This window comes from Pseudothauera lacus, from assembly GCF_003034845.1.
In the GTDB taxonomy this organism is placed as follows: domain Bacteria; phylum Pseudomonadota; class Gammaproteobacteria; order Burkholderiales; family Rhodocyclaceae; genus Pseudothauera; species Pseudothauera lacus.
On the sequence record NZ_PZKC01000007.1, the window covers coordinates 39,324 to 61,385 of the forward strand.

20 protein-coding genes are annotated in these 22,062 nt (G+C 64.1%); 9 read left to right on the top strand and 11 right to left on the bottom strand.

From position 1 onward, the window contains the following. Positions 1–102 precede the first annotated feature (102 nt). On the top strand, positions 103–1,773 hold the full coding sequence (gene paaN / locus C8261_RS09915) for a phenylacetic acid degradation protein PaaN (RefSeq protein ID WP_107493552.1): 1,671 nt from the start codon (positions 103–105) through the stop codon (positions 1,771–1,773). A gap of 405 nt (positions 1,774–2,178) precedes the next feature. Continuing rightward, complete coding sequence (gene paaY, locus C8261_RS09920; RefSeq protein ID WP_107493553.1) at positions 2,179–2,784, top strand: phenylacetic acid degradation protein PaaY; 606 nt, start codon at positions 2,179–2,181, stop codon at positions 2,782–2,784. A 67-nt stretch (positions 2,785–2,851) separates the two neighbouring features. Here the strand turns inward: paaY and C8261_RS09925 are convergent, their stop codons facing one another. Then, a complete protein-coding gene (locus C8261_RS09925; protein WP_235864890.1) occupies positions 2,852–4,738 on the bottom strand; it encodes a putative bifunctional diguanylate cyclase/phosphodiesterase in 1,887 nt (628 codons plus the stop codon). Positions 4,739–4,908: 170 nt separating this feature from the next. Next, complete coding sequence (locus C8261_RS09930; RefSeq protein ID WP_146161673.1) at positions 4,909–6,129, bottom strand: methyl-accepting chemotaxis protein; 1,221 nt, start codon at positions 6,127–6,129, stop codon at positions 4,909–4,911. Between the two features lie 662 nt (positions 6,130–6,791). On the opposite strand from C8261_RS09930, the gene C8261_RS09935 reads away from it, so the two are divergent. Further along, entirely contained in the window at positions 6,792–7,091 is a 300-nt protein-coding gene (locus C8261_RS09935) for a hypothetical protein (protein ID WP_219905180.1), read from the top strand. A gap of 81 nt (positions 7,092–7,172) precedes the next feature. Here C8261_RS09935 and C8261_RS09940 read toward each other — a convergent pair whose 3' ends face one another. Both C8261_RS09940 and C8261_RS09945 read right to left on the bottom strand, forming a co-directional pair. Continuing rightward, the gene (locus tag C8261_RS09940) at positions 7,173–8,618 is read right to left on the bottom strand and encodes an MFS transporter (RefSeq protein WP_219905181.1); all 1,446 of its coding nucleotides are present in this window, start codon (positions 8,616–8,618) and stop codon (positions 7,173–7,175) included. Further along, positions 8,615–9,304: an SAM-dependent methyltransferase gene (locus tag C8261_RS09945; protein ID WP_219905182.1), complete on the bottom strand. Its 690-nt coding sequence runs from the start codon at positions 9,302–9,304 to the stop codon at positions 8,615–8,617. Before C8261_RS09945 ends, C8261_RS09940 begins: the two co-directional genes overlap by 4 nt. 125 nt (positions 9,305–9,429) lie before the next feature. On the opposite strand from C8261_RS09945, the gene C8261_RS09950 reads away from it, so the two are divergent. Continuing rightward, positions 9,430–10,323 (top strand): LysR family transcriptional regulator, encoded by an 894-nt coding sequence (locus C8261_RS09950; protein ID WP_107493670.1) that lies wholly within the window; start codon positions 9,430–9,432, stop codon positions 10,321–10,323. Between the two features lie 440 nt (positions 10,324–10,763). Here the strand turns inward: C8261_RS09950 and C8261_RS09955 are convergent, their stop codons facing one another. The 7 genes from C8261_RS09955 to C8261_RS09985 form a co-directional block, all read right to left on the bottom strand. Next, positions 10,764–11,768 carry a DUF4917 family protein gene (locus tag C8261_RS09955; protein ID WP_107493557.1) on the bottom strand — a complete coding sequence of 335 codons (1,005 nt, stop codon included), beginning with the start codon at positions 11,766–11,768 and terminating at the stop codon, positions 10,764–10,766. 19 nt (positions 11,769–11,787) lie between these two features. Beyond that, positions 11,788–12,582 (bottom strand): hypothetical protein, encoded by a 795-nt coding sequence (locus C8261_RS09960; protein WP_235864891.1) that lies wholly within the window; start codon positions 12,580–12,582, stop codon positions 11,788–11,790. Positions 12,583–12,705: 123 nt separating this feature from the next. Then, positions 12,706–14,427 (bottom strand): ABC-three component system protein, encoded by a 1,722-nt coding sequence (locus C8261_RS09965; RefSeq protein WP_107493558.1) that lies wholly within the window; start codon positions 14,425–14,427, stop codon positions 12,706–12,708. After that, positions 14,424–14,672: an ABC-three component system middle component 6 gene (locus C8261_RS09970; protein ID WP_107493559.1), complete on the bottom strand. Its 249-nt coding sequence runs from the start codon at positions 14,670–14,672 to the stop codon at positions 14,424–14,426. The genes C8261_RS09965 and C8261_RS09970 overlap by 4 nt, the downstream gene beginning before the upstream one ends. Continuing rightward, positions 14,669–15,589 carry an ABC-three component system protein gene (locus C8261_RS09975; protein WP_107493672.1) on the bottom strand — a complete coding sequence of 307 codons (921 nt, stop codon included), beginning with the start codon at positions 15,587–15,589 and terminating at the stop codon, positions 14,669–14,671. Before C8261_RS09975 ends, C8261_RS09970 begins: the two co-directional genes overlap by 4 nt. 23 nt (positions 15,590–15,612) lie before the next feature. Continuing rightward, positions 15,613–15,960, bottom strand: coding sequence for a type II toxin-antitoxin system RelB/DinJ family antitoxin (locus C8261_RS17830; protein WP_328588074.1), 348 nt, complete (start codon positions 15,958–15,960; stop codon positions 15,613–15,615). Between the two features lie 144 nt (positions 15,961–16,104). Further along, complete coding sequence (locus C8261_RS09985) at positions 16,105–17,058, bottom strand: restriction endonuclease (RefSeq protein ID WP_107493560.1); 954 nt, start codon at positions 17,056–17,058, stop codon at positions 16,105–16,107. A gap of 165 nt (positions 17,059–17,223) precedes the next feature. On the opposite strand from C8261_RS09985, the gene C8261_RS09990 reads away from it, so the two are divergent. The 5 genes from C8261_RS09990 (at position 17,224) to C8261_RS10010 (ending at position 22,062) form a co-directional block, all read left to right on the top strand. Further along, entirely contained in the window at positions 17,224–17,724 is a 501-nt protein-coding gene (locus C8261_RS09990; protein ID WP_107493561.1) for a YbaK/EbsC family protein, read from the top strand. A 1-nt stretch (position 17,725) separates the two neighbouring features. Continuing rightward, positions 17,726–18,064: a cupin domain-containing protein gene (locus tag C8261_RS09995; RefSeq protein WP_107493562.1), complete on the top strand. Its 339-nt coding sequence runs from the start codon at positions 17,726–17,728 to the stop codon at positions 18,062–18,064. Between the two features lie 91 nt (positions 18,065–18,155). Continuing rightward, complete coding sequence (locus C8261_RS10000) at positions 18,156–19,964, top strand: serine hydrolase domain-containing protein (protein WP_107493563.1); 1,809 nt, start codon at positions 18,156–18,158, stop codon at positions 19,962–19,964. A 14-nt stretch (positions 19,965–19,978) separates the two neighbouring features. After that, complete coding sequence (locus C8261_RS10005; RefSeq protein ID WP_107493564.1) at positions 19,979–20,914, top strand: hypothetical protein; 936 nt, start codon at positions 19,979–19,981, stop codon at positions 20,912–20,914. Continuing rightward, entirely contained in the window at positions 20,911–22,062 is a 1,152-nt protein-coding gene (locus C8261_RS10010; RefSeq protein WP_107493565.1) for a beta-ketoacyl-ACP synthase III, read from the top strand. Before C8261_RS10005 ends, C8261_RS10010 begins: the two co-directional genes overlap by 4 nt.

The window sequence follows — 22,062 nt, forward strand, 5'->3', positions numbered from 1 at the left end:
TCAATAGTAGTCTTGATCCAGATCAAAAAACAAGCACTATTTTTCGCACCCCGCGAAGACCCTTTTTCACGGCGCACAGACGCCGTCAATGGAGGAGACGCCATGACCCACCCGCTGTTCGACAAGCACCGCGCCACCCTGGACGCGGCCCTCGACGCCATCCACAGCCGCGGCTACTGGACCCCCTACCCCGAGATGCCCAGCCCCAAGGTGTATGGCGAAACCGCCATGGCCGACGGCAAGGCCGCGGTGGAGGCACTCGCCGGCCAGGACTTCGTTCTCGACCAGCCCGGCGCCAGCGCCTGGGCCGCGCCGGAGAAAAGCCCCTACGGCGTGAAGCTGGACGTGCGCTATCCGGTGTGTGACGTGGACGCGCTGATCGCCGCCGCCCAGGCCGCCATGCCGGGCTGGCGCAAGATCGGCGCCGAAGGCCGCGTCGGCGTGTGCCTGGAGATCCTCGACCGCCTCAACAAGAAGAGCTTCGAGATCGCCCACGCGGTGATGTACACCACCGGCCAGGGCTGGATGATGGCCTTCCAGGCCGGCGGCCCGCACGCGCAGGACCGCGGTCTGGAAGCCGTGGCCTACGCCTGGGACGAGATGAGCCGCATCCCTGCGACCACCATCTGGGAAAAGCCGCAGGGCAAGAACCCGGCGCTGAAGATGCAGAAGCACTACGAGATCGTCGGCCGCGGCGTGGCGCTGGTGATCGGCTGCGGCACCTTCCCGACCTGGAACACCTATCCGGGCCTGTTTGCGGCGCTCGCCACCGGCAACCCGGTGATCGTCAAGCCGCACAGCAACGCCATCCTGCCCGCCGCCATCACCGTGCGCATCATCCGCGAAGTGCTCGCCGAAGCCGGTCTCGACCCCAACCTGGTTAGCCTCGCAGTGGTGGAAAAGCGCGCCGCCACCCAGGCGCTGGCCACCCACCCGGCGGTGAAATCCATCGACTTCACCGGCGGTAACGTCTTCGGCCAGTGGCTGCTCGACAACGCCCGCCAGGCCCAGGTGTATGCCGAGCTGGCCGGGGTAAACAACGTGGTGATCGAGTCCACCGACAGCTACAAGGCCATGCTGAGGAACCTCGCGTTCACGCTCAGCCTTTACTCCGGGCAGATGTGCACCACCACCCAGGCGATCATGGTGCCCGCCGGCGGCATCGAGACCGACCAGGGCCACAAGAGTTTCGACGAAGTCGCCGCCGACCTCGGCGCGGCGATCAGCAAGTTCCTCGCCGATCCCGCAGTGGCCACCGCGGTGCTCGGTGCCATCCAGTCCGAAGCCACGCTGGCGCGCATCGAGGAATGCCAGTCCGGCGCCTTCGGCAAGGTGGTGCTCGGCTCCAGCAAGATCGAGCACCCCGAATTCCCCGGCGCCGAAGTGCGCACCCCGGTGCTGCTGGCCTGCGACGCCGCCGACGAGTCGAACTACATGGAAGAACGCTTCGGCCCCATTGCCTTCGTCGTCAAGGTCGCCGACGGCGCCGCCGCGGTGGCGCTCTCCGAACGCATCGTGCGCAAGCACGGCGCGCTCACCGTGGGCGTGTATTCGACCCGCGCGGAGATCCTCGACGCCATGACCGAAGCCACCCTCAACGCCGGCGTCGCGCTGTCGATCAACCTCACCGGCGGGGTGTTCGTGAACCAGTCCGCGGCCTTCTCCGACTACCACGGCGTAGGCATGAACCCGGCCGCCAACGCCTCGTATTCGGACGCTGCCTTCGTCGCCAACCGCTTCCGCGTGGTGCAGCGGCGTTACCACGTCGAGTAAGCTGGTTAGCAGGTCCCTTCCCCATCAGGAGAGGACGCAGGCAGGTTTGCTCCGCAGCCCATGACCTGCGTCCCTCCCCCTTCAAGGGGGGCGAAGCCGGGGTTTCGCGAAGCACAGCTTCGCGCCGGCTGAGCGGGCCGGCTGTGCAAAGCCGGCCCTGGACGGACAGGAGGGGGATGGGTTTCCAGCGAGCAAGATACGCATGCGACGGAATTCAGCCCGCAACCCATCCCCACCCCCACCCGGTAGTCTCCGCTACGCTACGCCGCTACGCAGGCGGCGAGCGGTGCTCGCCGAAACCCCTGCTCCGCCCCCTTGAAGGGGAGGGAGTTTCATTGTGGCGATGAAGTGCAGGGACCATTCAGCACGCAGCACTGCACCAACATCTACCCCCAGGAGCCCCCCATGCCCTGCTACGAAATCGACGGCCTGCGCCCGGTCATCCACCCCGACGCCTTCGTCCACCCCGACGCCGTGCTGATCGGCGACGTCATCGTCGGCCCGCGCTGCTACGTCGCCCCGCTCGCCTCCCTGCGCGGCGACTTCGGCCGCATCGTGCTGGAAGAAGGCAGCAACATCCAGGACACCTGCGTGATGCACGGCTTCCCCGGTACCGACACCGTCATCGAACAGGACGGCCACGTCGGCCACGGCGCCGTGCTGCACGGCTGCCGGGTCGGCAGGAATGCGCTGATCGGCATGAACGCGGTGATCATGGACAACGCCATCGTCGGCGAATCGGCCATCGTCGGCGCCTGCGCCTTCGTCAAGGCCGGCATGGAAATCCCCCCGCGCATGCTCGCCGCCGGCATGCCGGCGAAGGTCATGCGCGCGCTCTCCGAAGAGGAAATGGCCTGGAAGGTCGACGGCACGCGCTGCTACCAGGACCTCACCGTGCGCAGCCTGTCCACGCTGAAGGCCTGCGCCCCGCTCACCGAGATGGAGCCGGGGCGCAAGCGCTTCGAGTTTCCGGGGGTGGTGCCGCTGGTGGATGTGAAGAAGGGCGAATGACGCAGAACGTACCCAGAGTGGGAAACTTCTGCGCGGAACCGCCGCTGCGCCCTGATGAAGCACCGCTTCAGTAGGGCTCCCCCCTCAGCCACGCGTCCAACTCGCGAGCGGGGAACGGCGGGGAGAACAGATAGCCTTGGCATGAACTGCAACCCGCGGCGAGAAGGAAATCCCGTTGTTCCGCCGTTTCCACCCCCTCGGCAACGACCTCACGGTCGAGTCCGTGGCCAAGCTGGATGATGGTCGCAACGATGCGGGAGCTGGCCTGATCACGGCCGATGTCTCCAACAAAGCTCTTGTCTATCTTGATTACGTCAAAGGGAATGCTCTTGAGATAGGCAAACGACGAGTAGCCCGTACCAAAATCATCAATGGCGATACGCACCCCAATGCTGGCCAACTGCCCGAGCTTCTCCATCGCGCCTGCCACATCCATCAACACGCTCTCGGTAATCTCCAGCTCAAGAAGCGTAGGCCTCAGTCCATTGCCGTCAAGCATGGCCCGTATCCGCTCGACGAGATCAGGCTGCCTGAACTGGCGCGCTGACAGGTTCACCGCCAGTCGGGTCAATGGCACACCCTCATCCAACCAGGCACGGGCCTGCGCACATGCATCGCGCAGCACCCAATCCCCAAGCGCAACGATGAATCCGCTTTCTTCGGCAAGCGGAATGAACCTTGACGGTGACACCAGGCCACGCTGCGAGCTCCGCCACCTCACCAGCGCCTCGACCCCGATCAGGCTGCCATCGCGCGCATCCACCTGCGGCTGGTAGTACAGGACAAACTCATCATGATCGAGCGCCCTGCGCAACGCCACCTCCATGGCCAAACGCTCGTCAGCCGCCCTTGTCTGCGCCTCGGCATAGAACCGGTAAGCGTTGCTTCCACACGATTTAGCGTTGTAAAGCGCTGAATCCGCGTGCTGGATCAAGGCATCGGGACTATCGCCATCCCTTGGATACAACGCGATGCCTATGCTTGCCCCAACGATCACCTCGTTGCCTCCGCACACCAGGAAGGACCTTGCCAGGCCTTGCAACAGCTTTTCAGCAACGGTCGCGGCACCGTTCGCGCTCGCGACCCCCTCCAGAAGGACGACGAACTCATCGCCGCCAAAGCGTGCCAGGAGATCCGTCTCGCGCAGGCACTCGCCAAACCGAACGGCGACCTGGCACAGAAGTTCGTCCCCGGCGGGGTGTCCCAGGCTGTCGTTGACATGCTTGAAACGGTCCAGATCGATGAACAGCAGCGCGCCCCCCTGCTCCGGCTGGCGGGACTGGCGGAGGACCTTCTGCAGGCGCGTCAGCAACATCAGTCGATTCGCCAGACCCGTCAGGACATCATGATGGGCCAGATAGTCCAGTTGCCGCTCCGACTGCTTGAGGGGAGACACGTCGAGCAGCACGCCGACATAGCTGTAGGGCGCGCCGCTCGCGTCCGGAACCGTACTGATGGTCAGCCAGATCGCGTAGAGATCACCATTCTTGCGCCGATTCCAGATCTCACCCTGCCAGAACCCATCCCGTGCCAAGCTGCTCCACATCTCGCTGTAAAAGGTACTGGGATGACGGCCAGACTTGAGCATGCTGAGCTTGTGACCAAGCAGCTCCTCTTCCGCATAGCCCGAAATGGAGCGGAAAGCGGAGTTGACCACCCTGACTCGTCCTTCCAGGTCGGTCACCACCACGCCTTCGCGCATGGAAGCGAACACTGCGGACACCAGGCGCTGACGCTGCCCGTGACTCCCAAGGTGGCGCATCGCCATCCGCGACCGGTACCCAGCCAACCAAGCGGCAAACAGAACGCTCGCCAACAGCATCAGCATCACCTCACCCTTGCCGCCGGCACCTCCGTCAGGAAACACCGCAGCCAGAGCATCGCTGCCACCGAACACCCAGGCCAACCCGCACGCAAAGTACACCAGCAGTGCCAGTGCAATGGTGCGCCCCACCTTCTCAGGATGGGGCGAGCCAACGCCATCCACGCGACTGACGAAGCACTCGCTGCAGGTCTCCCGGCAAATCTCACGGGCATCTCCCGATGGAGCCACCTCGTCAGCGCAAGATGGGGCAGTGCCCACAACATCCTTGGGAGCCTCCTCAACCACCTCCGCGGGGCCACTCAAAACAGCTCAACCGCCACGACGCCAGGGGCTGAACGACCATGTCCGTCATAAATACCGACAGCGGCTTCGTTCACCGCCCCCCTGCCGGGCACGGGCGAACCGGGCTTGGAAGTCAGTTCGGCCAACAAGCCGATGTGCGCCTCCATCCGCATGACGACATCCTGGATGCGCTCGATCTGTTGACGGGCAATGTCCTGAAACTGGATGCAGCTCATCGCCCGGCAAATGCCATCGTCAAGCAACTGCGCAGCGTCGTTGATTCGTTGAAGGGTATCGGCCTCACCCTCGATGACCTGCTGGATTCCCTGGGTGAGGCTCTCCAGCTGCTCCGCGATGGCCTGCAGGGAGCGCCGTTCCGCAACCACGCCATCGTCATTGAGCCGAGCTTCGAACTGGGAGGCAATCGTCTCCGCCACTGTGGCAATGCCCGTCTGGATACTGCCCGCCGCCTCGCCCACGACCGTGGAAAGCTTGCGAACCTCGTCCGCCACCACAGAAAAACCCCGCCCTGCCTGCCCCGCCCTGGCTGCCTCGATTGCAGCATTCAACGCCAGCAGGTTGGTTTGACTGGCGATGCCACGGATCGCATCCGCCAACTTGCCCAGATCGCGGCTCTCATCCACTACTCGTGCAATGCGCTGGCGCTCTCGCTCAGATTCGGCCAGGCGCTCCTCCATGTAATGCCCGAGCCTCACCACCACGTCATGGTTGCTCTGCATCCTTGCCCTGGCGTCGCTCATCAGCCGGGCACTCAGCTCCGTCGCACGCGATACCCCACCCTTCAGGTCGCGCATCGACACATCGAGCAACTGCAGCTCGCCGACGATATCGACCGCGGCCGTCTCGGTAAGCTCAACGAGTTGCCCCAACTGCTCGCGCGTCAGCCGACCCACCTGCCGCAACTCCGACAAGCTCTCCAGCACCTCGTGCTGATGCCGCGTCAGGGCATGCTGGCGGTCTCGAAGGTGACCCGCATTCACTCCGAGACCGAGGACAAGATCCCGATAAAACAGCCTGGAGTACAAGGCATAGACGCCATAGGCAACACCGACGATGATCAGGGTCCCAGCGGTGTCTGCAAGCCGGTTGGACAACCCGAGGCTCTCGGCGGAAACGACATGGTAGTAATCGTGGCCGAGATATACTACGAGGCAAGCGACCAGCGCGATGCAGAGGAAGGCCAGCGTTCCTCGCCGCACCAAGGGAAGTGCAGTCATGAGAATAACGCCCCCGGCGCTTTGGAGATCTCCGAACGACACTGCGTGACAGGCCACTCAACCCACCCCAAACTACCCGGAGTGGGCAAAGAGGCCTTACCGTTCCCCTCAGAAAGCCGTTTCTGCGTTGTATTACTTTTCCTTGGCGTTACACTGACCATACCACCCCCAGGAGGTCCAAGGACACCACAGAGACTCCCCCGAACGGGCACGGACATCGACCCGGATAGGCAGTGCACCTACTTGCGCCCAGAGCGATGCCGTCGCCACGGAGTCCCAAAAGACGACAACACGCCCGTGGACTGCAGCGCCTTACCAAGCGTTTAAGCACCCATTGAAGAGAGTGGGCGGCTGCACGCGCTCACAGCCCCCAAGATAGGATCACGCTTGTCATACGACGAAATTACTCCTTATCTGGTTACAGGTCAACACAGAAAACTCCTTATTTGGATCACATAGGCCCCCAAGAAGAGCACTGCCCCCACATGCGTGCCCAGCCCACAGCACCTGCCGCTCCCCCGCAAACCACTGTACCGCGAGCGACGGTCAAGGCCGGCAGCCTCGGATCGCGCTTGAAGGCCTGGCGCGAGACGAAGGGACTCAGGCAGGCTGACGCGTCATCCTTATTTGGAGTCCCATACAGTTCGTATCAGAAGTATGAGATGAACCTCAGCCTGCCCGGCGCTGACGCCATCGAGCGTTTTGTGCGCGCGGGCGTCGATGCCAACTGGCTGCTAACGGGCGAAGGTCCCATGACTGCACCTGCAGTGGAACCAACGGCGCCTTGCGCGAAACGTCTGCAAGCGGCACTGGAGACTGTCGAAACCAGCTTGAGCCGGGCCGGTCATCCCACCGTTTCTGCTGAGAAAAAGGCAGCGCTCGTGCTGAGGGTATACGACCTGCTACAGGAACCCGCTGCCTCGAAGGAAAAGGTCCTGAAGCTCCTTGAACTCGTGCTTTGAGTTCACGGCAGTGTCGTACTGCACGACTGCGGGGCCTCCATGGCGTTGTCGCCCTTTGACGGGAGATAGACCGGCTGTGGATCACTCCGCGCGCCGGAGCACCGCACGCCGCGTTGCGACGGTTGTCCGCACGGCAATCAACAGCGCAACCAGCATTAGGCCGCCACCGACGGCAAAGGCAGCCGCAAGGCCGGAGGAGGCCGCCTGCTGAGCGAGCGAGGTGAAATCGGCCGCACCCGCGCCCGAAGCAAAGACGGCGCCCATGAAGGACGCGCCGGTGATCAGACCGAGGTTGCGCGACAGGTTGAGCAGGCCGGAGACGAGCCCGTGCTGGTCGGCACTGCTGCGGATCATCACCGCGGTGTTGTTCGCCGCCTGAAACAGCGCATAGCCTGAGGTGATGACCGCCAGCATGCCGACATAACCCGGCAGCCCCACCGTAGCGGCCAACGCGGGCAGCGCAAAGGCGCCCAGTGCCATCGCCCCCAGACCGACGATGGTCATCCACTGTGCCCCCAAGCGATCCACCAGTCGCCCGGCGGGCATGCCAGCGAACGCGGCCACCAGCGGACCGCTCGACATCACCAGCCCCACCCGTGTCGAATCCAGGGCAAAAACACTGGCAAGGTAGAACGGCCCCACGACCAGCGTCGCCATGACCACGGCGTTGACCAGGACGCTCATCGCCAACCCGGCACCAAGCACGCCCTCCTGACCCAACAGACCCGGCCGCAGCAGCGGCGCCTGCGCCCGCGCTTCGACCCACAGGAAGAGCACGGCTCCAATGATGGCCGCGAGCAGCAGCGCACCGTTGACGACGCCGAAGCGCCCATTCCCAAGCGTCATCGCCAGCGCATAGGCCGCGAGCGTCATCGCCAGGACGACTACGCCAGCCTTGTCGAACGGCGGGCGCGCATCTCCGGTCGAACTGCCAGCGGCCGGCAGGCCAAGCAGCGCCAGGAGCAGCGCCACCACCGCGAGCTGGAACTTGATCAGGAAGATTGCCTGCCAGCCGCCAACGGCGATGAGCATGCCGCCCAGCGTCGGCCCCAGCGCCGTGCCCGCCGCGGACAGGGTGCCCAGCAGGCCCATGGCGCGGCCGGTACGCGCCTTGGGTATGGCCTCGCCTACCAGCGCCATGGTGAGCGCCATCATGATCGCCGCCCCCACGCCCTGCAGCGCGCGCGCCGCGATCAGCCACCCCAGGCCGGGCGCCACGCTGCACAGTACGGAGGCCGCAGCAAACACGGCAAGGCCGACGAGCAGCAGTCGGCGCCTGCCGATGACGTCGCCCAGGCGGCCGACGCCGACGATCGTGCAAGTAACGGCGAGGAGGTAGGCCAGCACCACCCACTGGACCGCCTGAAAGGATGCATCGAAGGACTGTGCCAGCGTTGGCAGAGCCACGTTGGCGATGCTGGTGCCCAGCGAGGACAGCAGCATGGACAGCGACAGGCTCGTCATCGCCCAGCGCGAGGCAGCATTCCGCGGCGCGTTTGCGCCAATCGGATGATCAAGCTTGCTCATGGCAACCTCCAGCCACGCACGAGGCAATCGATGGCCACCCGGGGGCCGTCGTCGGTGCCGACGATACGCTCTACGGTGTGCGCCTTCTCGATGACCAGTTCGTGCCCGACGGCGGTCACCACCTGCTCCGCCGTGTAGAGCACCGCAGGGTCCTGCGGACCGCCGAAGCCGTCGGCCCGGTTCGATGTATCGTGAGCGACGAGCAGGAAGGTGCCACCCGGCGCCACGGCCTGCGCGGCCTTCAGCAGGATCGGTTGCAGCTCCGCTTGAGGAACCTGCAGATAGATCAGCGTGACCAGATCGAAGCCGCCGGGCTCGGGCCGATAGCTGCGCAGATCCGCGGCCTCGAGGCTCACGCGCCCCGCCACGCCGCGTGCACCCGCCAGCCGCCGGGCTTTCTGCAAGCCCAGCTCGGCGAAATCAACGGCACACACATCCCAGCCCTGCTCGGCCAGCCAGACGGCGTTGCGTCCTTCGCCGGTGGCCAGGTCCAACGCCCGCCCGGGCGGCAAACCTGCCACCTCCGCGACCAGAAAGCGGTTGGCGTCGACGGTCCACAGGAACTCGCTCACCGCGTAGCGCCGGTTCCATTCCTCGCGCCCCATGGCGCGCGCAGCGCCGTCGGGCGCGGCACCCCCGGCGACATCCCCGTTGTTTGCCCGACCAGGCACAGCTCTCGACGCCATTTTTCGACTCCTCGACCACGATGTCCGGATGGTAGAAAGGTCGCTCGCAAGGCGGAAGGCGCACCGTTTGCAGTTAATCAGTGCATGAAACGCCATGCCCTCAAATGCCGTGCTATGGTGCGCGCATGTCAAGGCCCGATTTCAACCTGCTCCTCACGCTGGACGTGCTGTTGGCCGAAGGCAACGTGGCACGCGCGGCCGAGCGCCTGCGGCTCAGCCCTTCGGCCATGAGCCGCGCACTGGCGCGACTGCGCGAGACAACGGGCGACCCGCTGCTGGTCCGCGCCGGACGCGGGCTCGTGCCCACGCCGCGCGCACTGGAGCTGCGTGAGAAGGTGAGCGAGTTGGTGCAGGACGTGGAAGCCGCGTTGCGTCCAGTGGAAGCCCCCAACCTGGCAACGCTGGAACGCAGCTTCACCCTGCGCACCGGCGAAGGCTTCGTAGAAAACTTCGGACCGTCGCTGCTGGCCCGCGTAGCCCAGGCGGCGCCGGGCATCCGCCTGGGCTTCGTGCCCAAGCTCGACCGCGACAGCAACGCGCTGCGCGACGGCACGGTCGATCTGGAAACCGGCGTACTCGGCAGCGGCATGGGCCCCGAGCTTCGTGTTCAGGCGCTGTTTCGCGACCGTTTCATCGGCGTGGTACGCGCAGGACACCCGCTCTGCGGCGAAGAGATCACCCCTTCCTCATTCGCCGCGGGCCGGCATATCGGCCTCTCGCGGCGCGGCGTGCCACACGGCCCGGTCGATGACGCACTGGCTGCCCTGGGTCTGCAGCGCAAGGTCGTCACCACCGTCGGCGGCTTCTCGACTGCCGTAGCGCTGGCGCGGGTCTCGGGCTTGATCGCAAGCGTACCCGAACGCCACACCGGAAACCTCCGCGACGGCATGTACTCGTTTGCCCTGCCCTTTGCCGTTGGAGAAATTACCGTATCGCTGCTCTGGCACCCGAGGCTCCACAGGGATCCGGTGCATCGCTGGCTTCGCGGGGTGATACAGGACGTCTGCGCGCCCCCTTGATGATCTTGGCGGAACACACACGACGCCTCACCAATGGAGCCGGGGCGCAAGCGCTTCGAGCTTCCTGGGGTGGTGCCGTTGGTGGAACAGAAGACGGTTTCAGCCACCTGACCGTGGTCTCAGGAAGACGGGGCGGGCGGAAGGTTCGAGCACAGGACAGCCAAAACGGCTCACCGACAGCTATCGACCCGTTGCTGCCTTTCGTCGCTGCAACTATCCAACGGCAGTCAGTTGATTGCAGCGGTCATTCGAGCGACTTGGCGACCGAGTGCTCGTCGGCCGGAGCTGCCATTCAGTTGCGTTGAATGAAACGGCTGGTTTGCCAAGGACAACGGCCACACGTGCCGCCGAACGCGTCAATGAGCACGAATTCAAGGTATGCCCCCCACGTCTTACTGCGGGTCTAGCCCAGCTTCGCGCTACACGACACGGCGTATTATTTAGTGGATTGGGTGGATCCAGCAACCGGGACTCTCGCTGTCGAAGAACTCCACTTCGACGTGCGCTCCCAATACATCATGGATTATCTGGACGACCCGATTGCAGTACGCCTGTTCGCCTCGGAATACTGACACCGCTACACGATTGATGCCCGTGTCTTTCATGCGTTGCAGGAGGTGAATGTCTTGCTCGGCGAAGCCCCAGCCATAGACCACCAGAGTATCCCGCTGCGATTTCAGAACCTCTCTGTAGACGGTGGAGAGGTAGTAGCTGTTCTGGATGGATGCAACTTTTTGCGGCCACGTTCCCTCGCTCACGAACAAAGGCACGACCTCTCCGTTTTGCCAGCGTTGCAGGACCGCCTCCAGCAACCCGTCCCGAAGGTTGTGGATCTTGCGCTCTTGCTCTACCAAGTTTCGGCACAACACCAGACTGCCATGCGCATAGAACACCAGCGAGACTGAACGGTCTCCTCGGATCGGCTGCCTGAATCGCCGCCAGTCATCGTCGAAGGCGCCGCCTCCCACAAAGCAGTCTTTGAATGCATGCTGGTCGTCGATGTCCAACCCGTAGGTCATAGCCCAGTACACCACCAGGTCGTAGTTAAGCGAGATGACGGTTCCGAACCGTTTCAGGAATTGATAGATGCTCGGCAGGTGGACGCTTACCGTGCCGTGCTCCGGGTGAATGTCGCGGACTGTTTGGATGAGGCAGTCCCTAAGGCCGACATAGGCGGCATGGGTCTGCGCATCCGGTATTCGTAGCGAACGATTGACGTTTGATGCCTGCCAGACGATCCGAAGAACCAACTCGAAGTCGTTGGTCTGAAAGAACTCAAACAACCGCTGAGCATCCTCGCGAAGCAGGTTCTGCTCGGCGGCATGTTGCAGCAGCGAGCCGTAGGAAAAGCTCGGACTGACGGAAATGCTGGCACCATTGCCGAGGAGAATTGTGCAGCCGTAGTTTTCCGCAATCGCTTCCCAAGGCCTGATCTCAAACGGCATGTTGTTGGTCCTTGCGCATTCAAGTCGGGGGGCAAGGCTGTGAAATTCGCATGAGATGGTTCTTGAGCAGGAACCAGCACATATTGAGCGCGAATGAACGGCCACGCCGTGTCATCTGATCTTCAGGGATTCCCACCGGGCGGTGTGCGCCAGGACTGAGAAAGCCGAAAACACCGGCTAGGCCTTTTTCCTCCTCTGTGGTCATCTCGCCGCTGCTGCGCAGGAACGCAAGCACCTCGCCCCATTTCGATGGGTTGTAAGCGGCGGGTGTCTGCCGTTGCGAGGCGACATGGGCGGCTATGTCGCCGGCCAAAGTTTCCAGCGCCACGCGGGCGTTCACAAGCGATGCGTTGTAGTCGGGCGGAATTGCCCGGAACGCGCCAGCCGAATCGTTGATCTTGGCGATGATCTCCTCCGCACGAGGTGCGCCAGAGCTCTGTAGCGCAGTGATCAGGGCATCCTCCAAGGGCGCAGCATCAGAGATCGACGGATCTGTCTGGATCAGCTTCTTGTCCTGGATGATGTAGCCGTCCAGCAGGAGGCATTGCGCCAGATCATGCTGGCGCTCGTCGAACCGATACTTCGGATTGACTCTGGCCCGCAGATCGCCCGAAGTTGCAACGACCTCAGCCAGCGCCAGCATTAGTGTGCGGTCATCCAGATCGCGCAACGTATTGAGTAGACCGTACAGCAGTTGCCCATGCGACAACGGCAGATGCTGCACGCCGTACTTGCTCAGAAGCACGATCGAAGTCATCGGCTCCTGCAGCCCGAGGAACTGGGCGAACGAATGGCGGGTTCTTTGTCCGATCATGCTTGCGATCTTTCATAGGCTTCAGGACAGGGGCGTTGCCTTCCCTCTGTGCTTGCTTCCGATGGTCCGAAACTCCCGGCAGACGAGCGCACCCTCGGGACTCAATTTCCATAAATTCGGCATCTATCCAAATCTGATGCCAAACAAGCCACCGTCTTCCGTGGCATCGGTCAAGCGCGTGGGAAGCACATAGTCGTTGAGATCGAATCCTTCAATAGTTTCCTTGAAGGCGTCATCCTCATTCATCGTCACGATGTACTGAAAGCCAAGTTCCTGAGCAATTTCTGAGCCAAGACGCAACGCACTGATGACCTGGCGCCCGTCAACGCCATCGAAGAGATGGCTGTCATGGATCAGGAATCCAGGCCCCATCTGCCGCTTTGTGCACAAGCGCATAAGCATCATGTCGAAGCAGAAAATCTGCATGTTCTTGATGCCCTTGCTGCGTTCGCCCTGCATCGGAAACTTGAAAATCGGTCCGTTGGAGGTCTCGTCGACCGTCATGCTGCCGGCCGATTCATACAAGCGTTGCGAGGTTTCCTCGAAGGCGACGATTGCCTCCGCCAGTCTATCCTTCTGCTCGGTGAAGTCACGCCTTAGGCGGATCGTGAGGCGGTTCCGCTCAATCTCCAACTCGTTCTTGGTGCCTTCGAGCTGCTCGGCTGCTTCGAAGCGTTGCCGCAATGATTCCACTTCGGATTCCAGTCGCCCTAGTTCGCCTTGCAGCTTGAGGAACTGTTCAAGTGCGCCGTGGCTCTTGAGAATGCCCAGGATTTCAACGCGCCGATGGTCGAGTTGCGCCTTCTTGCTATCGCGCAGCTCGATACGCAGCTTCGCCGCTTCGAGTTCGCTGGACAGATAGTCCTTGCGATTGCGAACCACCGATTCGTGAAAGCTCTTTACGTCCTCGTAGCGGCGCTTGACCAAGCCCGGTAGCACGACGCCTGCTTCTTGATAGACCGCCTGAAGGTCTTCATGGTTGGGAGGAACCTCAGAGGCGAGTGCGCTTTCCAGATCACGAATGGCCGAGAAGTCGATGGTGTTGGCGTTGGCCAACTCGTTGAGCTGCCGTGTCAGCGTGGCGCTTTCGATTTCCAGTTCCCGGTATTCCGGCAAGACCTGGAAAGTCTCAACTTCCGCATGGAGCTTCTTGAGGCGGGCTTCTTGAATGGTCAGCTCAGTGCGCAGGTCGGCGGCCTTGCCGATGATTGAACCGAACGCGCCGTTCCCAGCCGCCTTCTTCAGCTCATCCAGGGTTTTTTCGCGATCACGCACAGCTTGCCAATCTCGGGCGATTTGCCAGTCCAATCCGAGCAGGAACATCAGCGCCATTTGCATGTCGCCAGTGCCCTGCATCGTGGCCTGCTTCTCCGGTGTCATGAACGCACCACTCGCCTGTCGGCGCACAAAGTAGGCAAACAGTGACCGGAACGAAGGCGGCTTGCTGCCTGCAGCTTCAAGGCTGCTCAGACCGAACATTTGCTCGCCGAGGAACGTACACCACTCGGTGGCCGAGAACTTGACCTTCGCGGCAGGCGGGACGGTCACGAAGATTTTGGCTTTGGAACTACCGCTGCGCTCTACCACCGTCCGTTCTGACTTCAGATCGAAGTCCATGCCAAAGGTATGTTCTGCCAGCTCCGGGGTACGGAAAATTGAGTCCGGCCCGGCGTCGGCGCCCAGCAGAAAATGCACCAGCTCAACGAAACTGGTTTTGCCGGCGCGATTGCGTGTTTGTTTGGTGGTCGCCCCTTCGGTTTTTTGGGCGAGCAGCACATTCAGGCCGGGCTTCAGATCGCCAAGATTCTTGAAGCTAGGCAGCGTGCTGAAGATGTGATGGATCACGCTGTCCTCCGTGCCACAAGGCCGCTTTCGAGTTCTATGGTTCCAAGGGCGTACAGGAGGTCTAGGGCGAGCAGGAACCAGTCATAGGTAACGCGCCGGGGCGTCGCCGCCAAGCCAGCGTCATTTCTGTTCAATTCCTCCCAAAGCGCGGAGACAGTCTTGGGGTGAGCGAGGAACGTCAAAACATGCGCACCAACGGTCAGCAGCGCACGATCCTGCGGCAGATGCTTGGATGGAAGGATCATGCCGCCACCACCGCTTGAGCATCTTCAAAGATTTCGCACTTGTCGAACAGGTAGGCCATCACGGCCAACACGGCGGCCTTGTGCGCGGGCGTGGTGTTCGCCGTGCCCCCGGCCCATGCTTCGAGACGGCCGAATATCTCATCAGGATGGAGCTGAGGAACTCCATCCCGTAGCCCCACGTATTCGTTCTTGAACGCCTGCGCGATCTGCTCGCCGTAGGTAGGGTTCTTCCAGCTATTGAAGAACTGTGCAACGAGCGGCGACTTCTGCATGCCGATCTTCAGAAAGTCGGCGACAGCCTGAGACAGAAGATTGGCCTCGATCTTTCCGCGCGATACGTCCTTCACCTCGCTCGTCGTGGGTATGGGCGTGGTACTGATATGCGTGAGCACAGCAGCCAGGTCGCTGAAGCCCAAATTGACGTTCGCTTCCATTGTCAGCGAGGGGCCAAACCAGGATTCAAGATCCTGAAGGCTCAACTGGCGGAACTTCTCCAACATTTCCTCATATCCGCAATGTCCGATTCTGATCTCCGGATTGTCTTGCCTGAGTTTGGCCAGCGCTTCGATGATGTGGGGGCCCAGACGCCCGTCGGGTGCGTTGTGGACGAAGGTCCACTCATCGAAGTATTTTTCCCAGTGCTCTTTGGCCCCCTCGAAGTCCTCGTTGATCTTCTTGGTGGCCTCGGCGGCGTTCATTTCATTCGGCGCGTAACTCTGGAACAGGATTCGCGCAGAAGGCAAATAGCCATCGTTCTTCCGGTCTCCAACGTTGCCCCAGGGCCGGCAAGCCATGAAATCGTTGGGGTGCGCCTTCGACATCAGTTTCTCGAACAGGCGTTGAAACCCGTCCCCCTTGGATTCCAAGAAGGCGATGCGGAAGTCCTTTTCATAGTTGAGCTGCTGTACTCGATCCATGGGTTCTAGCTCGTGAATCAATGTTATTGGAATATCACAGAGTGCGCCTCATTGTCTGTTGGTATCCGACTGAGGCTGAGCAGAATTGAATCTAATGGAGGGGTTCTGTCGGCTGAAATGCGAGTGAGAAACATCCTAATGGCATCCGAAACAAACAGGCCCATTCCGGCTAACACGTCAGTGGCTACCACTTTGATGTGCCTGTCAATCCGAGTGCGACCAACATTACTGGTCCACATTCTCAGTCTCAAGGTATCGTTTAGCTGCATTGTGCCTCGGACGCGCCTGAATGTCATTTGTCTATTGCTAGGCATCCCAAGAATCATCGCATCGTCATATCTGGAGGCCGCCGTTCTTTGCGTCTCAGCCATGAGCGACCAGTAAGCGCCACATTGCTGCCTGATTCCGTGCTCAGGAGCAACGACCGCAAAGGCCGAGTAGCCGAAGTAGATCCTCGGACAGGTTTCGACGTGGACCTGACGCTCGAATGAGCATGGCTTCCTGGGTTGACCGAATCAAGCCCTGGGGGCGGCAGACTTGGTGCGCATGCCCAGTTTTGCGTGGCATTTTGGGTAGCTCACACACCCCCAGAACGGCCCCCACTTGCCTTGCCGTGCGGTCATGCGGTCGCCGCAACTGGGGCAGGTGGGCGTGGTCCAGTCGCCTTCGGTGGCGAAGTCCAGCAGGCGCTTGCTGGTTTCTTCGGGCAGGCGCTGCAGCATGGCGAGGAAGAGCTTGCCGTCGAGCAGGGTGATGCGGTTTTCGGTGGCGAAGGCGCGGGCTTCGTCGGTGTAGCCGTTGGGGGCCATGAAGAAGGCCTTGTCGACCTTCTCGTGGGCCATTACGCCACGCAGTTCGCGCATTTCGCGGACGCCCACCGGCTTGCTCCATGCCTTGCACTGGACGATGGAAGTGGCGCGGGCGGGGTCGGCTTCGTCCTGAAAGAGGTGGATGTCGATGCCGCCGTCGGCACCCAGCCGGGTGGTCTGGGCGCGGATGCCCTTTTCGCGGTAGAAGGCGCAGCAGAGGTCTTCGAAGCGCTTCCATTCGATGCTGTCGAGGACGTCGAGCGACCACTCTTGCGGGCGTGGCGGTGGCGGGGGGTTTTCCGGCTTTGTCTTGGCGGCCTGGGGAACGGGCGCGATCATCGTCACCGCTTCGGCGAACTGGTTGCTGTTGCCGGCGGCGGGGCGCTTGCGGCCATCCGCGCGCGCGGCGGACCCCGCCGAAGCCTGCTTGAAGTAGCGGATGAGGGCGATGCCGGCGAAGCCGAGGGCGAAGAAGACGGCGAGCGTGGAAAATATCCCCGCCATGGGGGCAAGGAGGGGATTGCCGGCGAAGAACACCGGAATGAGCACCAAGCCGATGAAGAGGCAGGCCGCGGCGATGCCGGCGGAGAGTTTCCAGTCCGAGCGGGTGGCGATCTCAAAGAGACCTTGTTCGCGTTTCCTGTTGCGCCGCCGGGCCATCCGTATGCCTGCCTTCGGCAGTCCGGGGGGTTGAAGGATTCACCCCTCGGGCATGCTCATCTGTTTTGACCGGATGAATGATACAGAGCCGCGGGGCGGGATGGCGATCAACCGGCGCATGGGCGCTATACACTACCGCCTTTCCATCCCCCGCACCGTAAGCCCATGAGCACCGACACCGCCGCAGTCCCGGTCAGTTCCCGCGCCCGCGTCGAAGCCGCCCTGCGCGCGCTCGGCATGCCCTCCGAAATCGTCGAGTTCGGCGCCTCCACGCGTACCAGCGCGGAAGCGGCTGCGGCAATCGGTTGCGAGGTGGCGCAGATTGCCAAGTCGGTGGTCTTTCGCGGCAAGCAGTCGGAGGCGTGCATCGTGGTGATCGCCAGCGGTGCCGACCGCGTCGATGAGAAGAAGCTCGCTGCGCTGCTGGGCGAAAAGGTGGGCCGCGCGGACGCCGACTTCGTGCGCCTGCGCACCGGCTTTGCCATTGGCGGGGTGGCGCCGGTTGGCCATGCGGGGGCGGTTACGGTGCTGGTGGATCAGGCGCTGTGGGCGCTGGATCCGATCTGGGCGGCGGCGGGTACGCCGAACACGGTGTTCCGCCTGTCGGCCGACGATCTGCACCGCATTCCGGACATCCGCGTCGTCGACGTCCGCCAGGGGGGCTGAGATGTCCGCCCCGCCATGCTTCGGCAACCTGCTTGCGGCGCTGCCGGCAGCGGGAGCGGAGGAGTCCTTCGAGACGCTGTTCGCCACCCCGCACTGCCGCGTCGAGCGCATCGTCTCGCACGGCCACACCAGCCCGCCGGGGTTCTGGTACGAACAGGACGGGGACGAGTGGGTAATGCTGGTGCAGGGCAGTGCCACGCTGGCCTTTGACGGCAGTGCGGAACATGCCCTGGAGGCCGGCGACTGGGTGCTGATCCCCGCCCGCTGCCGCCACCGCGTGGCCGCCACGGGCGCGGCCACGGTATGGCTGGCGGTGCATGTACACGCCACCCAGGCGTGACCGATTTGCCTTTGGCAGCATCGCTGATCCCTTATAATCCGCGGTTGCGTTTTTTTACACTTGCCCCGCAGCCGGCGGCCCCCTGATTTCGATGCCTCTTGCCTTCCTGTCGCAGCGCGCCGCCCTCGGCGCCCTGCATCGCGCTCTCACCCTGACGCTCGCCGCCGTGCTGCTGAGCGCCTGTGCGGGCGCGCCGCCGAAGCCGGCGCAGTGGGTGCAGGGCGACTACGATTACCTGCGCAGCCACGTCGGCTGGCTGATCGAGCGCGAGATGCGCGCCAACGACATCACCGGGCTCTCGGTGGGGCTGGTCGACGGCGACCGCCTGGTGTGGGCGGCGGGCTACGGCTACGAGGATCTCGTTGCCGGCACGCGGGCGAGCGCTGCGACGCGCTACCGCCTGGGCTCGATCGCCAAGGTGCTGACGGCGACGGCGGCGATGCAGCTGGCCGAGGCCGGGCGCATCGACATCGACCGCCCCTTTGTCGACATGCTGCCGGAGTTCTCCGTGCGCAGCCGCTTCGGCGCCGGCACGGAGATCACCCCGCGCAACATCATGCACCACCACTCCGGCCTGCCGGCCAACCACCTCCACGGCATGCTGGGGGGCGAGCCGGCGCCGATCGCGACGCTGGTCGATGCGGTGCGCGAGGACTACCTGGCCTATCCGCCGGAGTTCGTGTTCTCCTACTCCAACCTCGCCTACACGCTGCTCGGCGTCGGCATCGAGCGCGTCAGCGGCCAGCCCTATGCGCGCCACATGCAGCAGGCGCTGTTCGAGCCGCTGGGGATGCGCAGTTCGTCCTTCGAAGCGCGCCCGGCGCTCAAGGAGTACCGCAATGGCCAGGAAGTGGAGCCGATCGCGCTGCGCGACCTGCCTTCCGGCGGGCTGGTGTCCACGGTGGAGGACATCGCCCGTTTCATGAGCATGGTGCTCAGCGAGGGGCGCAGCGGCGGGCAGCGCGTCATCGCGGCCGCGACGCTGGCGGAGATGATGCGCCCGCAGAACGAGCACGTCGCCCTCGACCTCGACATGCGCATCGGCCTGGGCTGGATGTTCAACGGCCTCGGCGTGCATCACGGCGGCCCGGTGCCCAACCATGGCGGCACCCTGCTCGATTCGCACAGCCTGATGGCGCTGCTGCCCGAGCACGGTCTGGGGGTGGTGGTGATGAGCAACAGCGGCACCGCGCAGACCAGCGTCAAGAAGATCGCCACGGCGATGCTCGAACTGGCTCTCGAAGCGAAGGCCGGACTGCCGCCGCCGCCCGTCACCCCGCCGCCGCGCCAAGGCGCCTCTGCGGCGGCGGCGGAGGTGGATCTGCAGGCCTACCAGGCGTGGTACGACTCCATGATCGGCCTGGTGCGCGTCAATGCCGGGCGGCGCAGCCTGGAGGCCGAGGCCCTCGGCCACACCTTCCAGCTCGACCCCGCCGAGGACGGGCTGTTCGGCCTGCGCTACAAGCTCTTCGGGCTCATTCCGGTGCGCGTGCCGCTGTTCGAGCAGATCCAGGTCTCGCTGGCCAACATCGGCGAACACGAGGTGCTGGTCGGTCACATCGGCGGCCACAGCATGCTGGTCGGCCAGCGCCTGAGGCGCTCGCCGATTCCGCGCCGCCTGCTCGACTACGTCGGTGACTACGAGATCGTCGGCAACCCCGGCGGGCTCACCCCCGACCACCTCGCGCTGCGCCTGGAAGACGGCCTGCTGGTCGGCGAGGCGAGCTTCTCGCAGATGCCCGGCTTTGTGCTGCGCGCGGCGCTGCAGCCGATTTCGGAAACCGAGGCGATCATCTCCGGGCTGGGCACCGGCAAGGGCGAAACCCTGCGCATCGTCGAGGCCGACGGCGCGCGCGAGGTCCATTACTCCGGCCTCGTGCTGCGCCAGAAGCGCCGCTGAGCCCGGCCGCGCGCATGAAGAAGGTTCTCGTCGTCCATTTCTCGCAGTCCGGCCAGCTCGCCCGCATCGCCGGCAACATCGTCGCGCCCTTGCGCGCAGCCGGCATCGCGGTGCATGAGGAGATCCTCCGCCCCTGCCAGCCCTACCCCTTTCCGTGGCCGCTGCTGGATTTCCTCGACGCCTTTCCGGAATCCTTCCGCCTCGACCCGCCGCCCAATCAGCCGCCCGCCATCGACCCCGAAACGCCTTTCGACCTGGTCATCCTGGCCTATCAGGTGTGGTACCTGGCACCGGCGATGCCGATGACCGCCTTCCTGCAGAGCGCCGAGGGGCGGCGGCTGGTGGCCGGGCGCCCGGTGGTCACCGTGGTGGCCTGCCGCAACATGTGGCTGGGTGCGCAGGAGAAGATGGCGCAACTGGTGCGCGAGGCCGGCGGCCGCCTCAGCGATCACCTTGCCTTTACCGACAGCGCCCACCCGCTGGCGACCTTCATCACCACCCCGCGCTGGGTGCTCAGCGGGCGCCGCGACAGCTTTCTCGGCCTGCCGCCGGCGGGGGTGGCGGAAGAGGAGATCAGCGGCGCCGCGCGCTTCGGCCACGCCCTTGCCGAAGCCCTCGCCACCGACCGCGAACGCGCTGCCGCACCGCTGCTCAGCGGCCTGCGCGCGGTGCGCGTGAATCCGCGCCTGATCATTTCCGAGCGTGCCGGCCAGCGCGCCTTCAAGCTCTGGTCGGGGCTCATCCGCGCCTGCGGACGACGCGGCCAGTGGCGGCGCAAGCCGGTGCTGCTGCTGTTCTTCACCTACCTGCTGCTGATGATCGTCACGGTGGTACCCTTGAGCCTTTTGCTCCAGCGTGTCTTCGCCCCGCTGCTGCGCCCGCGCCTCGACGCCCTGCGCGCGCAGCACGAGCTGCCTTCCGGCTCGGGGACGGAACGCATGCCTCCATGACCGACCGCCACGCCTACATCACCGCCACCGCCGCCGCACTGCCCAACGCCCCGGTCGGCAACGACGACATCGAAACCGTGCTCGGCCGCATCGGCGACCGTCCGTCGCGCGCGCGCCGCATCGTGCTGCGCAACAACGGTATCCGCCTGCGCCATTACGCCATCGACCCGGCCACCGGCGCCCCTACCCACAGCAACGCACAGCTCACCGCCGCCGCCGTGCGTGCGCTGGCCGCCGACGGCTTCGCGCTCGACGACATCGAGGCGCTGGTATGCGGCACCTCGCTGCCCGACCAGCTGATGCCCGGCCATGGCGTGATGGTGCACGGCGAACTGGGCATTCCGTCCTGTGAGGTGGTCAGCACCGCCGGCATCTGCCTCGCCGGCATGACCGCCCTCAAGCACGCCTGGCTGTCGGTGCTCGCCGGCAGCACGCGCAATGCGGTGGCCACCGGCTCCGAGCTGTGTTCGCCGGTGCTGCGCGGGGAACATTTCGCCGCCGAGAGCGAGGCCCGCGTCGCCGAACTCGAAAGCCACCCCGAGATCGCCTTCGAGAAGGACTTCCTGCGCTGGATGCTTTCCGACGGCGCCGGCGCCGTGCTCGTCGAGCGCGCCCCGCGCCCCGGCAGCAGCGCGCTGCGCATCGACTGGATCGAGCTCTCCTCGCAGGCTCACGTGCTGCCCACCTGCATGTACGCCGGCGCCGCGCGCAAGGACGACGGTACGCTCGACGGCTGGGCCCGCCACAGCCCGGAGCAGTGGGCGGCACAGTCGATCTTCGCCATCAAGCAGGATGTCCGCCTGCTCAACGACAACGTCGTCCGCCACACCCTGGAGATTCCCCTCGCCGGCCTCATCGCCCGCCGCGGGCTGCGCGCGGCGGACATTGACTGGTTCCTGCCGCACATGTCGTCGCACTACTTCCGCCAGCCCATCGCCGACGCGCTGGCCACACTGGGGCTGGAGATTCCGGCGACGCGCTGGTTCACCAACCTCGCCGAGAAGGGCAACACCGGCTCGGCGTCGATCTTCATCATGCTCGACGAACTGGTGCGCAGCGGCCGCCTCGCCGCCGGCCAGCGCCTGCTCTGTTTCGTCCCCGAGAGCGGGCGCTTCTCCAGCGCCTTCATGCACCTCACGGTGGTCTGA